Origin of the sequence: Polaromonas sp. CG_9.7 (assembly GCF_015752205.1) — a bacterium.
Lineage (GTDB): Bacteria > Pseudomonadota > Gammaproteobacteria > Burkholderiales > Burkholderiaceae_C > Polaromonas.
This window is the reverse complement of sequence record NZ_JADOVG010000003.1, coordinates 151,765-164,138: the sequence shown is the minus strand read 5'-3', so window position 1 is coordinate 164,138 and position 12,374 is coordinate 151,765. Positions and strand designations below refer to the sequence as shown.

10 protein-coding genes are annotated in these 12,374 nt (G+C 63.3%); 6 read left to right on the top strand and 4 right to left on the bottom strand.

All coding sequences use genetic code 11. From position 1 onward, the window contains the following. Nucleotides 1–84: 84 nt before the first annotated feature. Genes mltB through IWX87_RS04600 form a run of 4 tightly spaced genes read right to left on the bottom strand, consistent with a single transcriptional unit; the run spans nucleotide 85 to nucleotide 5,248 of the window. Nucleotides 85–1,188 carry a lytic murein transglycosylase B gene (gene mltB / locus IWX87_RS04615; RefSeq protein ID WP_196862340.1) on the bottom strand — a complete coding sequence of 368 codons (1,104 nt, stop codon included), beginning with the start codon at nucleotides 1,186–1,188 and terminating at the stop codon, nucleotides 85–87. Between the two features lie 30 nt (nucleotides 1,189–1,218). Beyond that, nucleotides 1,219–3,285 carry a DUF3488 and transglutaminase-like domain-containing protein gene (locus IWX87_RS04610; RefSeq protein WP_231374584.1) on the bottom strand — a complete coding sequence of 689 codons (2,067 nt, stop codon included), beginning with the start codon at nucleotides 3,283–3,285 and terminating at the stop codon, nucleotides 1,219–1,221. Next, nucleotides 3,279–4,307 carry a DUF58 domain-containing protein gene (locus IWX87_RS04605; RefSeq protein ID WP_196862339.1) on the bottom strand — a complete coding sequence of 343 codons (1,029 nt, stop codon included), beginning with the start codon at nucleotides 4,305–4,307 and terminating at the stop codon, nucleotides 3,279–3,281. The genes IWX87_RS04610 and IWX87_RS04605 overlap by 7 nt, the downstream gene beginning before the upstream one ends. 20 nt (nucleotides 4,308–4,327) lie before the next feature. Further along, nucleotides 4,328–5,248, bottom strand: a complete 921-nt coding sequence (locus IWX87_RS04600) for a MoxR family ATPase (protein ID WP_196862338.1) — start codon at nucleotides 5,246–5,248, stop codon at nucleotides 4,328–4,330. A 41-nt stretch (nucleotides 5,249–5,289) separates the two neighbouring features. Between IWX87_RS04600 and IWX87_RS04595 the strand changes: the two genes are divergently transcribed. The 6 genes from IWX87_RS04595 to IWX87_RS04570 all read left to right on the top strand — a co-directional run bounded on the left by IWX87_RS04595 (nucleotide 5,290) and on the right by IWX87_RS04570 (nucleotide 12,253). Continuing rightward, on the top strand, nucleotides 5,290–6,243 hold the full coding sequence (locus IWX87_RS04595) for a histone deacetylase family protein (protein ID WP_196862337.1): 954 nt from the start codon (nucleotides 5,290–5,292) through the stop codon (nucleotides 6,241–6,243). Nucleotides 6,244–6,252: 9 nt separating this feature from the next. Continuing rightward, nucleotides 6,253–7,068 carry an enoyl-CoA hydratase gene (locus tag IWX87_RS04590; RefSeq protein WP_196862336.1) on the top strand — a complete coding sequence of 272 codons (816 nt, stop codon included), beginning with the start codon at nucleotides 6,253–6,255 and terminating at the stop codon, nucleotides 7,066–7,068. A 101-nt stretch (nucleotides 7,069–7,169) separates the two neighbouring features. Beyond that, nucleotides 7,170–8,456 (top strand): mechanosensitive ion channel family protein, encoded by a 1,287-nt coding sequence (locus IWX87_RS04585; RefSeq protein ID WP_196862456.1) that lies wholly within the window; start codon nucleotides 7,170–7,172, stop codon nucleotides 8,454–8,456. 196 nt (nucleotides 8,457–8,652) lie between these two features. Beyond that, the gene (locus tag IWX87_RS04580) at nucleotides 8,653–9,402 is read left to right on the top strand and encodes an electron transfer flavoprotein subunit beta/FixA family protein (protein ID WP_196862335.1); all 750 of its coding nucleotides are present in this window, start codon (nucleotides 8,653–8,655) and stop codon (nucleotides 9,400–9,402) included. A 32-nt stretch (nucleotides 9,403–9,434) separates the two neighbouring features. Further along, nucleotides 9,435–10,367, top strand: coding sequence for an electron transfer flavoprotein subunit alpha/FixB family protein (locus IWX87_RS04575; RefSeq protein WP_196862334.1), 933 nt, complete (start codon nucleotides 9,435–9,437; stop codon nucleotides 10,365–10,367). A gap of 95 nt (nucleotides 10,368–10,462) precedes the next feature. After that, entirely contained in the window at nucleotides 10,463–12,253 is a 1,791-nt protein-coding gene (locus tag IWX87_RS04570) for an acyl-CoA dehydrogenase (protein ID WP_196862333.1), read from the top strand. The last annotated feature ends 121 nt before the right edge of the window (nucleotides 12,254–12,374 follow it).

Genomic DNA, 12,374 nt, shown 5'->3' with positions numbered 1-12,374 from the left:
ACAAAATTGAGTGAAATTTTCCTGAAAGCATCACCATGCGCACAATGTGAGCAAAAAGTCGCAATTACCGGCCCGCCTAAAAGCTTAGCGACCGGTGCCCCTGTCCATCGCCTGCGCCACTTCGCGCCCCAGTTCGATCACCGACATCGCGTAATAACTGCTCCAGTTGTAGCGTGTGATGACGTAGAAGTTCTCGGTGCCCGCCACATAGCTCGGGGCGTCGGGGCCGTTGAGCAACTCGACCAGCGCCAGCGGGCCTGGGTGCTGCAGCGCCGGGCCTTCGAGCACCGCGCCCTTGGCCGTGAAGCTGGCCACGCCGAAGGTCGGCAGGATGTCTGGCGCCATCAGCGCGTCCATGTCAAGGCGGGATGCGTCAAAATTCACCGGGTAGTGCGTCGGCATGCCGGGCTGCCAGCCGTAGGCCTTGAAGTAACTGGCGACCGAGCCGATCACGTCGGCCGGGCTGTTCCACAGGTCGATGCTGCCGTCGCCGTCGAAGTCCACGGCGTACTTGGCCTGGCTGGACGGCATGAACTGGGGCATGCCCATGGCGCCGGCATAGCTGCCCAGGGGTTGGAAGGGGTCGGCATCGCGGCGGCTCTCCATGGTCAGGAATTGCTCGATCTCGCCCTTGAAATAGTCGCTGCGCTCCTTCGCGCGCGCATGGCTGGACGGGTAATCGAAGGCCAGCGTGGCCAGCGAATCCATCACCCGGAAGCTGCCGGTGTTGCGGCCGTAAATGGTTTCCACGCCGATGATGCCGACGATGATCTCGGCCGGAACGCCGTACTCGGCTTCGGCGCGCGCCAGGGTGCGGCGGTTGGCCTGCCAGAAATCGACCCCGGCGCGAATCCGGACCGGGTCGATGAAGCGGCTGCGGTAGGCGCGCCAGTTTTTCACGAAGGTTTTCGTCGGCGGCTGCATCAGCCGCGACACGGTCGGGTTGAAGCGCGACTGGCCGATGGCTTGCCGCACCCACGCGGGGTCGAGGTTGCGGCGGCTCGCCAGGTCGTCGGCAAACAGCATCGCGTCCTCGCGGGTGGCGTACAGCGCGCCCTGCGCCTGCGCGGCTCTGGCGGGAGGTTTGTTTTTAGAGGATTTTGCAGCTTCAGCGCTTGTCAGGCATGCGCTTGCAGCTATGAAAAAAATAGCAAGCCTGAATTGGGGAGAACGGGTTTGAATGGACATGCGGGAAAGTGAATAGGCTGAAGGCGGATTTTAGGCAGGCCAGCGCAGACGGCTGTATTGCTGGCGGAGCTGGCCCAGCTGGCGGTGCAGCGTCTGGACCGGGGCTGGCGTTGTTGCAATCGGCTTCGTGGTGGCACCGGGCAAAGGGCTGCTGGCGGCATAGCGCTGCATTTCCAGCTGCATCAGCCAGTCATGCAGCGCTTGCCCCGAGGGGCCGTATTTTTGCAGCACCTGCCGGGCTAACTGGCGCGGCGACGTGGCCGGCGTGCTGTCGATGCCGGCGCGGGCCAGCCGCTTGCGCGCCTGCTCCAGCAGCCGGAGCCACGGGTCGTGCTGGCTGCGTTCCCACCACGTCCAGCCGACGCCGGCCAGGCTGGCCAGCACCACGGCGCCGATCAGCAGCGTGGCCAGGTCTTCCCAGCCGGGGGTTTCAAAGCCGATGTCTTTGAGCAAGTTCAGCTGCCGGCCCTGGGTGTAGTTGAGCACCCACTGGGACCAGCCGTTGTTGACCGCTTCCCAGGTGGCGCGCACGCGGGCCGACAGGTTGGGGCTGAAATTGCCGATTGCCTGCGCAACCGCGCTGCGGGGCGGGGTCAGTCGCTGGAAGGTGCCGGTGCGTCCGGGCGCCACGGCCGAGGTCGGATCGACGCGCGTCCAGCCGCGTCCGGCCTGCCAGACTTCGGCCCAGGCATGGGCGTCGCTTTGCCGCACTACCCAAAAACCGTCCACGGCGTTCATCTCGCCGCCCTGGTAGCCGGTGACGAGGCGCGCCGGTATGTCGAGCGCGCGCATCAAAATCACAAAACTCGACGCAATGTGCTCGCAAAAGCCTTCCTTGCGGTCAAACCAGAACTCGTCGGCGGTGTCCCGGCCATAAATACCAGGGTCCAGCGTGTAGCTGTAGCCGCCCGTGCGCAGCCGGTCCATCGCCACCTGCACCAGTGCAGCGGCGTCGGCCTGGGCATAGCGCGGGTCGCGCCGCAGTTCAGCCGCCAGCGCCAGCGTGCGCGGGTTGAAGCCCGGCGGCAGGTCTAAAAACTCCTGCAGCCCCAGCACCTGCTGCGCCGGCCCATGGCTGAAGTTCGGGTAACTGACGGCCTTGTAACGAACCAGGTCGGTGATGGGCCGGTTTGTCAGCCACTGCAGGTCGTCCTGCATCACCGTGCGGTAGCCGGGCAGCACCGGGCTTTGCGCCGCCGCTTCGAGCAGGAACAGCCAGGGCCGGTTGGTCGGCTGCAGCGTGACTTCATAGGGCACGGGCTGGCCGGACACCGCCAGATCGGCGGGCAGGGCGTAGCGCTCCGGCAGGCTGGCGCGCAAGGGCAGCCACTGCCGGCCGTCAAAGCTGGACAGCACCGGGCCCCGAAGGTACAAATCACGCTGCGGCGGCGTCTCGCCCTCGAACTTGATGCGCATCGCCACGCTGTCGTCCAGCGCCAGCGTGGCGATGCTGCCGACTTCCATGCTGGCGCTCAGGCCGCTGCGCCCGGTCATGGTATCGCTGGGCATGCCCCACAGCGGCGCCATGCGCGGAAACAGCACAAACAACACCACCATGATGGGCGCGCCCAGCAGCGCCATGGTGCCAGCTGTCCTGGCGGCCTGCACCAGCGGCGGCTTGCCGACCGGCATGTGGGCATTCACCAGCGCCGTCAGCAGGCCGAGCAGGCCAATCACCATGCTGACGGCGGTCAGCAGCGACTGCGAATAAAAGAAGTTGCTCAGCATGCAGAAAAAGCCGAGGAAAAAGACCACGAAGGCGTCGCGCCGGGCGCGCAGCTCCAGGGTCTTGAGCGTGATCAGCACCACCAGCAATGTCACGCCGGCGTCGCGGCCCAGCAGCGTGCCATGGCTGACATAAGTCGCGCCCAGCGTCAGCGCCAGCAGCAGCAGCAGCCAGCGCTTGGCGGGCAGGGCGCGGGCATCCAGCGCCAGCCAGCCGCGCCACAGCAGCACCGCGCCACTGCCCAGGCTGCACCACAGCGGCAGGCGGCCGGCCTGCGGCAACAGTACCCAGGCAATCACGGCCAGCAGGAACAGCGTGTCCCGTCCGTCGCGCGGCAGGCTTCGCAGTGTGGCCAGCCCGGGCATCAGCATGTGGCCAGCGCTTCCAGGCAATGCCGCTTGTGCGCTTCGCCGCTGGCTGGCCGGATGTCGCCAGCGGTCAAGCGCAGGCCATACTGCATGCCCAGCCGGTCGGCCTGCAGCACCCAGGCGCAGAGCCGCGACAACTGGCGTTCCAGGTCGGGCGGTCCGGCCTGGCGGATGTCGAGCCACAGTTCATGGCGCTGCGCCTGCTGGGTGTCGCGTACCACCATCCCAACGTTTTCACTGGCCTGGTCGCCGGCCTTGGCGGCTTTTTTCCAGAGCACGTTTTTCAGCGGATCGCCACGCCTGTAACCACGCACGCCGTCGAATTCGCCGCTGCTTTGCGCGCGCGCTGCATCGCCTGCGCCCTGGGCGCGCGGCTCACCGGGCGGCAAGGGCGGCGGGCTGGCCTCGGGCGCGGGGTAGACCATGACCTGCGCGGCGGGTCGCCAGACCGTCCAGACCCGGAAGGTGCCCAGCGGAAAACGCGTTTCGGCCGTCAGCGTCGGCAGGCGGTGCAGGCCGCGCCGCTGTGGCGTGAAGGCCACCTGCACCAGGCTGCTGCCCTGCGCCGGCACGTCGGTCCAGGCCCAGTGCCGCCCGGCGCCTGGCTGGCCGTCAACCGCCTGCGGGTCCAGCAAGCTCAGGCCGATGCCGTGGCGAACGGATCGCCGCGTATTCGTGAGTTTGATGTCAAAAGCGGTGCTGGCGCCCGCGTAGTGTGCGTTAGGCGCTATCAAATTCATGGCAAGGCCACGCAGCGTACCGTGGCACACATGCATGCCGACCAGCGCCGTGCCGGCCAGCAGAAAAGTCAGCAAGTAGCCCAGGTTGAGCTGGTAGTTGATCGAGGCGACCAGCAGCACCGCCAGTGTCAAAAACAGCAGCATGCCGGCGCGCGTCGGCAAAATATAGACGGTTCGCTGCGTCAGCGTCACGCTGTCGGCCAGCGGCAGGCGGGATTCAAACCAATGTCGAAGGCGTGTCCTGACAAACGACAGCGGCTTGGGAAGAGCGGCGAACGCGGCCATGAAAAGATCCAGCCTCCGCGTCAAGGCAGCGGCACGGCGTCGAGCATGGCGCGCACCTGTTCGACCGCGCCCCGCCCGGCACTGCTCACCGGCACCAATCGGTGCGCGGCGGTTTGCGGCAGGATGGCGGCAATGTCGTCCGGCGCGACGTAATCCCGGCCGCTCAAAAAGGCCTGCGCCTTGGCCGCCCGCATGATGGCAATGCCGGCGCGCGGGCTCAGCCCCTGCAAAAACCAGTGGCCCGAACGGGTCGCGGCAATCAGGTCCTGAAGGTAATTGAGCAGCGGCTCGGCGGCATGCACCTGCTGGACCAGTTGCTGCAATTCCAGCAACTCGTGCGGCGCCAGCATGGCCGGCAGGGTATCTAGCATCTCGCGCCGGTCTGCGCCCTTGAGCAGTTCGCGTTCGGCGGCGCGGTCAGGGTAACCCAGAGAAATCCGCATGTGAAAACGGTCAAGCTGCGACTCGGGCAGGGCGTAGGTGCCGAGCTGGTCATGCGGGTTTTGCGTGGCAATGACAAAAAACGGCAATGGCAGCGGGCGCGTCTGGCCTTCGATCGTCACCTGCTTTTCTTCCATGGCCTCCAGCAGGGCGCTCTGCGTCTTGGGGCTGGCGCGGTTGATTTCGTCGGCCAGCAAAACCTGCGCAAACATCGGCCCGGGGTGGAACACGAAGCTTTCCTTTTGCCTCTCGTAGATCGACACGCCTGAAAGATCGCTGGGCATCAGGTCGGCGGTGAACTGCACGCGTGAAAACTGCAGCCCGAATGAGCGCGACAGCGCATGGGCCAGGGTGGTTTTGCCGACGCCCGGAACGTCTTCAATCAGCAGGTGGCCGCCCGCCAGCAAGCAGGCCACGCAGTCGCTGACCTGGGCGGTTTTGCCCACAATCACCGTGTTAAGCTGATTCAGCAACGCCTTGAGTTTTTCTTTCACATGCATGCTTTGAACGATAACGTAATTTTTAACATGATTTACTCGTCATGAACAAAACCGGCTATTTCACCCACCCGGATTTCTTGAAGCATGAAATGGGGCCGGGCCATCCCGAATGCCCCGAACGGCTTGAGGCGATCGAGCGCCAGCTTCAGGCGTCCGGCCTGGCCGATTCGCTGGAACGCCGCGACGTGCCGCTCGCGGCCATCGGCGACATCGAGCTGGCGCATGACCGCATGCTGGTGGCGGCGATTCGCGGCTTGGGTCAGCAGCTGGCCGACGACATCGTGGCTGGCGGCCCGAGCCATGTGCAGATCGACCCCGACACCATGATGAACGTCCACACCTGGACGGCTGCGCTGCGCGCAGCAGGTGCGGCCATTGCAGCCACCGACAGCGTCGTGGCGGGCGAAATAACCAACGCCTTTTGCGCCGTGCGGCCGCCCGGCCACCATGCCGAGCGCAGCAAGGCCATGGGATTCTGCTTTTTCAACAATATCGCCATTGCCGCCAAGTACGCGCTGGAGCGCCACGGCCTCAAGCGCGTGGCGATTGTCGATTTCGACGTGCACCACGGCAACGGCACCGCCGACATCATTCAGGGCGACCCGCGCATCCTGATGGTGAGCTTTTTCCAGCATCCGCTGTTTCCGTTCAGCGGTGCTGACAGCGATGCACCCAACATGCTCAACCTGCCGGTGCCGGCGAATACCCGGGGCATGGACATTCGCGAAATGATCGACATGATGTGGATTCCCCGGCTGGAAGACTTCAAGCCGCAAATGATCTTCATCAGCGCCGGTTTTGATGCCCACCGCGACGACGAACTCGGCCAGATGAACCTGAACGAACAGGATTTCGCCTGGATCACCGCACGTATCAAGCAGGTTGCCGACCGCCATGCCAAAGGCCGCATTGTGTCGTCGCTGGAGGGCGGCTACAGCCAGGGTGCGCTGGGCCGCAGCGTCGAGGCACATCTTCGCGTGCTGGCTGATTTATAGGAGTTTTTCATGCGTGTTATTTCCACGGCCGACGTTTCTTCGCCGCTGCTGCATACCCGCGACGCGCGCGGCGTTCACCACCTGGTCTTGAACCGGCCGGCCGCTTTCAACGTGCTGGGCGAGGACATGCTGGCCGCATTGCAGTCGGCGCTTGACGCCATTGCGCTCGACGAATCGGCCCGCATCGTGGTGCTGTCAGCCCTCGGCAAGGCCTTTTGCGCTGGACACAACCTCAAGGAAATGCGTGCCCAGCCGGAAATGGCCTATTACCAGAAGCTGTTTGCCCAGTGCAGCCGCATGATGCTGTCGATCCAGAAGTTGCCGGTGCCGGTGATTGCCCGGGTGCACGGCCTGGCGACGGCCGCCGGTTGCCAGCTGGTGGCACAAAGCGACCTGGCCGTGGCGGCCAGCGGTGCCAGCTTTGGCGTCAACGGCATTGACGTCGGGCTGTTCTGCGCCACACCCAGCGTGCCGCTGGTGCGAAACATCCCGGCCAAGCAGGCCATGGAAATGCTGCTGACTGGCGGCTTCATCAGCGCCGACGAGGCCTGTGCGCGGGGGCTGGTCAACCGCGTCGTGCCGCTGGAAACACTTGACGACGCGGTGGAAAACATGGTTCAGGCTATTCTTGCCAAACCGCGTGAAGCCGTCGCCATGGGCAAGGCGCTGTTTTACCAGCAGCGTGAAACCGGCATTGAAGCGGCCTACCAACTGGCCGGGCAAAGCATGGCCTGCAACATGATGCACCCCGTTGCGCAAGAGGGCGTGCTGGCCTTTATCGAGAAACGAAAACCGCAGTGGCCAGTGCCGACGCCAGCGCTGTGAGTCTGTCCCAGGTGGCTTCTTCGCTTCCTTCGACTTCATCTCCTGCTTCTTACGTATCTGCGCCTGCGCCGATTGACAGCCTGGACGCCTGGCTGCGCGCCATGACCCAGCCCAACGCATTGATTGAACTGGCATCGCTGGTGGCCTGCGCGCTGCTTGCCTGGCTGGCGGTGCGCTTGCTGAACCGGACGCAGCATGCGCAAAACGACGCGTCCATCCTGTTTGGCCGGCGCATTGTCGATGGCGTGCTGTTTCCGCTGTTGCTCCTGGCCCTGGCGTATGTGGCGCAAACCCTGCTGGCGCAGCTGTTTCCGCTGGCACTGTTCAGACTGGCGATTCCGGTGCTGCTGGCGTTGGCCGCCATACGCCTGAGCGTCAAGGTGCTGCAGGTCGCTTTCAAGAACGCGCCGGTGGTTCGGGCGCTGGAGCGTACCTTTTCCTGGCTGGCCTGGGCGCTGATGGTGCTTTGGGTCAGCGGCCTGCTGCCGATCATTCTGGACGAACTGGACGGCATCAAATGGAAGGTTGGCGGCTCGCTGCTGTCGGTGCGCGCCTTGCTTCAGGGGGCGCTAACGGCCGGCGTCGTGCTGCTGATCACCCTCTGGATCTCGTCGGCGATTGAAAGCCGGCTGCTGCGCTCGGCCACTGGCGGCGAGCTGTCGCTGCGCAAGGCGGTGAGCAATGCCACGCGCGCGACGCTGATGTTCGTCGGCTTGCTGCTGGCGCTGTCGTCCGTCGGCATTGACCTGACGGCGCTGTCGGTGCTGGGCGGCGCCATTGGCGTTGGCGTGGGTTTTGGATTGCAAAAGCTCGCTTCGAACTATGTGAGCGGCTTTGTCATGCTGGCAGAACGCAGCGTGCGCATCGGCGACAACATACGCGTTGACAACTTTGAAGGTCGCATCACCGACATCAATGCTAGGTACACCGTGGTGCGCGCGCCGTCCGGGCGCGAATCCATCGTGCCGAACGAGATGTTCATCATCAACCGCATCGAAAACCTGTCGCTGAGCGATACCCGGGTGCTGCAGTCCACCGTGGTATCGGTCGGCTATGGCAGCGACGAAGAACTGGTGATGCGCCTGCTGACCGAAGCGGCGCTGGGGCAGGAGCGCGTGCTGCCAGAGCCGGCGGCGGGGGTCAACCTGACCAATTTTGGCGCCGACGGCCTCGAATTCACGCTGAACTACTGGATTTGCGATCCTGAAAACGGCATGCAGAACGTGCGCTCTAAGGTCAATCTGGCCATCTTGAAATCCTTGCGCGCCCACCATATCGAGATTCCCTATCCGCAGCGGGTGATTCACACCCCGGCAAACCTGGCCGCCGGCACAGGCCAGGCGACATCGTTACCGGATGCCGGCAAAGCCCTGCCGGTGCCTGAATGACGGCTAACAAAACAAGTGCTTTAATTTGAAGCAGGATGACCCCTATAATTAAATAGAACGGTCGTTCTTTTTTACTTCTGCGGCAAGATATGCATTTATTTCGCAGGATGACCGCATGGCACACTGGATGCCCGGTTATAGAATATATAAGTTACGTTTACGTCAACGTCAATCAACATTTTTTGGAGCCACCGTCATGAAAATTCTGGTCCCCGTCAAACGCGTCGTCGATTACAACGTCAAGGTCCGCGTCAAGAGCGACGGCTCGGGCGTTGACATCGCCAACGTCAAGATGAGCATGAACCCGTTTGACGAAATCGCCATCGAAGAAGCCGTGCGCCTGAAGGAAAAGGGCGTGGCCACCGAGGTCATCGCCGTCTCCTGCGGCGTGCTGCAGTGCCAGGAAACCCTGCGCACCGCCATGGCCATCGGCGCCGACCGCGCCATTCTGGTCGAAACCGCAGAAGAGTTGCAGCCGCTGGCCGTGGCCAAGCTGCTCAAGGCATTGGTAGACAAAGAGCAACCCCAGCTCGTCATCCTCGGCAAGCAGGCCATCGACGACGACTGCAACCAGACCGGCCAGATGCTGGCCGCGCTGCTCGGCTGGGGCCAGGCCACCTTTGCCTCCAAGGTCGAAGTCGCTGACGGCAAAGCCAACGTCACGCGCGAAGTCGATGGCGGCCTGGAAACGCTGTCGCTCACGCTGCCGGCGATTATCACCACCGACCTGCGCCTCAATGAGCCGCGTTACGTCACGCTGCCCAACATCATGAAGGCCAAGAAAAAGACGCTTGAAAACGTCAAGCCCGCAGACCTGGGCGTCGATGTGGCGCCGCGAATCAAGACCCTGAAGGTCAGCGAGCCGCCCAAGCGCAGCGCCGGCATCAAGGTGGCCGACGTGGCCGCCTTGGTGGACAAGCTCAAGAACGAAGCCAAAGTCATTTAACAATTTCACTGACCAAACGGAAGTAAAACCCCATGACCTCTTTAGTCATTGCAGAACACGACAACGCCAGCATCCGGCCTGCCACCCTCAACACCGTGACCGCAGCCAGCCAGTGTGGCGGCGACGTGCATGTGCTGGTAGCCGGTAAAGGCGCTCAGGCCGCCGCCGAGGCTGCCTCCAAAATAGCCGGCGTTTCCAAAGTCATCCATGTCGAAGGCGAACACTTCGCCCACGGCCTGGCTGAAAACATGGCGGCGCAGGTGGTCGGCATGGCCGAAGCCTATTCGCACATCCTGTTTCCGGCGACGGCGTCGGGCAAGAACATTGCCCCGCGCGTGGCGGCGCTGCTCGATGTCGGCCAGATTTCCGACATCACCAAGGTTGATGCTGCTGACACCTTCGAGCGCCCGATCTACGCCGGCAACGCCATTGCCATCGTGCAAAGCCTGGACGCCACCAAAGTCATCACGGTGCGAACCACCGGCTTTGATGCAGCAGCTTCTACCGGCGGCTCGGCCAGTGTCGAAACGCTGGACGGCGTGACCGACAGCGGCAAGTCGAGCTTTTTGGGTGCTGAAATCGCCAAGAGCGACCGCCCCGAACTGACCGCCGCCAAGATCATCGTCTCCGGTGGCCGGGCACTTGGCTCGAACGAGAAATTCCATGAAGTGCTGGAGCCGCTGGCCGACAAGCTTGGCGCTGCACTGGGTGCTTCGCGCGCAGCCGTCGATGCCGGTTACGCACCGAACGACTGGCAGGTCGGCCAGACCGGCAAGATCGTTGCGCCACAGCTGTACGTCGCCATTGGCATTTCAGGCGCCATCCAGCACCTGGCCGGCATGAAGGACTCGAAGGTCATCGTCGCCATCAACAAGGACGCCGAAGCACCGATTTTCGGCGTGGCCGACTACGGCCTGGAAGCCGACCTGTTCAATGCCGTACCGGAACTGACTGCCGCGCTGTAAGCCGGAACCTGTCAAACAGGCGTCTTTGTGGACGCCTTTTTTTTATCTGAACTGCCTGGGTTGCCGGGCAACTGTTGGTTTTTTGGAGAAAAGAAATGAGCTACAAAGCGCCGCTTAAAGACATGCTGTTTGGCATCCAGCATCTGGCCAACATTGAACAAATCGCGCAGATTCCGGGGTTCGAAGACGCCGGGTTCGACACCGCGCAGGCCGTGCTCGAAGAATGCGCCAAATTCAGCGAAGGCGTGCTGTCGCCGCTGAACTGGGAGGGCGATAAAAATCCTTCGAGCTGGAAAGACGGCGTCGTCACCACCACGCCCGGCTTCAAGAACGCCTTCAAGCAATACGCCGAAGGCGGCTGGCAGGGCCTGCAGCACCCGGCCGATTTTGGCGGCCAGGGCCTGCCCAAAACCATCGGCGCGGTGTGCGGCGAAATGGTCAACTCGGCCAACATGAGCTTTGCGCTGTGTCCGATGCTGACCGACGGCGCCATCGAGGCGCTGCTGACGGCCGGATCGAGCGAGCTGAAAGCGGTTTACCTTGAAAAGCTGGTCAGCGGCGAGTGGACCGGCACCATGAACCTGACCGAGCCGCAGGCCGGCTCTGACTTGGCCGCCGTGCGCACCCGCGCCGAGCCGCAGGCTGACGGCAGCTACAAGGTGTTTGGCACCAAGATCTACATCACCTACGGCGAACACGACATGGCCGACAACATCGTCCATCTGGTGCTGGCCCGTGCCAGTGGCGCACCGGAAGGCGTCAAGGGCATCAGTTTATTTGTCGTGCCGAAATTCATGGTCAATGCCGACGGTTCGGTGGGCGCACGCAACGACGTGCATTGCGTCAGCATCGAGCACAAGCTGGGCATCAAGGCGTCGCCCACGGCCGTGCTGCAGTTTGGCGACCACGGCGGCGCGGCCGGCTTCATCGTCGGCGAAGAAAATCGCGGCCTTGAATACATGTTCATCATGATGAACGCCGCGCGTTACGCCGTCGGCGTGCAGGGCATTGCCATTGCGGAACGGGCATATCAAAAAGCCGTGGCCTTCGCCAAGGACCGCGTGCAAAGCCGCCCGGTCGATGGCTCCATCAAGGCCAGCGCCGCCATCATCTACCACCCCGACGTCAAGCGCATGCTGATGACCATGCGCGCCTACACCGAAGGCTGTCGCGCCATGGCCACCGTCGCCGCCGCTGCCTACGACGCCGCGCACCAACACCCGGATGCCGATGTGCGCAAGCAGAACCTGGCCTTCTATGAATTCATGGTGCCGCTGGTCAAGGGCTACAGCACCGAGATGAGCCAGGAAGTCACCTCGCTGGGCATTCAGGTGCATGGCGGCATGGGCTTTATCGAGGAAACCGGTGCTGCGCAGTATTACCGCGACGCCCGGATTTTGACAATCTACGAAGGCACGACCGCCATCCAGGCCAATGACCTGGTGGGCCGTAAAACCGTCCGCGACGGCGGCCAGACCGCCAAAGGCATTGCCGCCCAGATCGAAGCCACTGAAGCCGAATTGCGGGAACAAGGCAGCGACGACGCACTGGCTGTGGCCAAACGCTTGAGCGCCGCGCGCGAAGCCTTTGTCGATGTGGTCGAGTTTGTCGCCGCCAACACCCGGGGCGAGCCCAATGCGGTGTTTGCAGGCAGCGTGCCTTACCTCATGCTGGCGGGCAATGTGGTCGCCGGCTGGCAAATGGCGCGCTCGCTGCTGGTGGCGCAAGCGCAATTGGCTCAAGGCGTCGATGCGTCGTTCATGCAGGCCAAGATCACCACCGCCCGCTTTTACGCCGACCACCTGCTGACCAAAGTGCCCGGCATGCGCGACAGCATCGTCGAAGGCGCCGACAGCGTGAATGCGCTGGCCCTCGACGCGTTTTAAACGCGGGTAGTTTTTGCTACTGAATGCATAGCTGACTGCGTAAGCCAGTCGTGCGCAAAAGCCTTATTTTTCTTAAAAATCGCAACCACTCAAGCCGCTTTTCAGGTTAATGCGCAACAAC

Excerpts from the sequence above, each read along its gene's own strand:
- mltB (WP_196862340.1), bottom strand. The coding sequence starts at position 1,188 with ATGTCCATTCAAACCCGTTCTCCCCAATTCAGGCTTGCTATTTTTTTC.
- IWX87_RS04610 (WP_231374584.1), bottom strand. The coding sequence starts at position 3,285 with ATGCTGATGCCCGGGCTGGCCACACTGCGAAGCCTGCCGCGCGACGGA.
- IWX87_RS04605 (WP_196862339.1), bottom strand. The coding sequence starts at position 4,307 with ATGGCCGCGTTCGCCGCTCTTCCCAAGCCGCTGTCGTTTGTCAGGACA.
- IWX87_RS04600 (WP_196862338.1), bottom strand. The coding sequence starts at position 5,248 with ATGCATGTGAAAGAAAAACTCAAGGCGTTGCTGAATCAGCTTAACACG.
- IWX87_RS04595 (WP_196862337.1), top strand. The coding sequence starts at position 5,290 with ATGAACAAAACCGGCTATTTCACCCACCCGGATTTCTTGAAGCATGAA.
- IWX87_RS04590 (WP_196862336.1), top strand. The coding sequence starts at position 6,253 with ATGCGTGTTATTTCCACGGCCGACGTTTCTTCGCCGCTGCTGCATACC.
- IWX87_RS04585 (WP_196862456.1), top strand. The coding sequence starts at position 7,170 with ATGACCCAGCCCAACGCATTGATTGAACTGGCATCGCTGGTGGCCTGC.
- IWX87_RS04580 (WP_196862335.1), top strand. The coding sequence starts at position 8,653 with ATGAAAATTCTGGTCCCCGTCAAACGCGTCGTCGATTACAACGTCAAG.
- IWX87_RS04575 (WP_196862334.1), top strand. The coding sequence starts at position 9,435 with ATGACCTCTTTAGTCATTGCAGAACACGACAACGCCAGCATCCGGCCT.
- IWX87_RS04570 (WP_196862333.1), top strand. The coding sequence starts at position 10,463 with ATGAGCTACAAAGCGCCGCTTAAAGACATGCTGTTTGGCATCCAGCAT.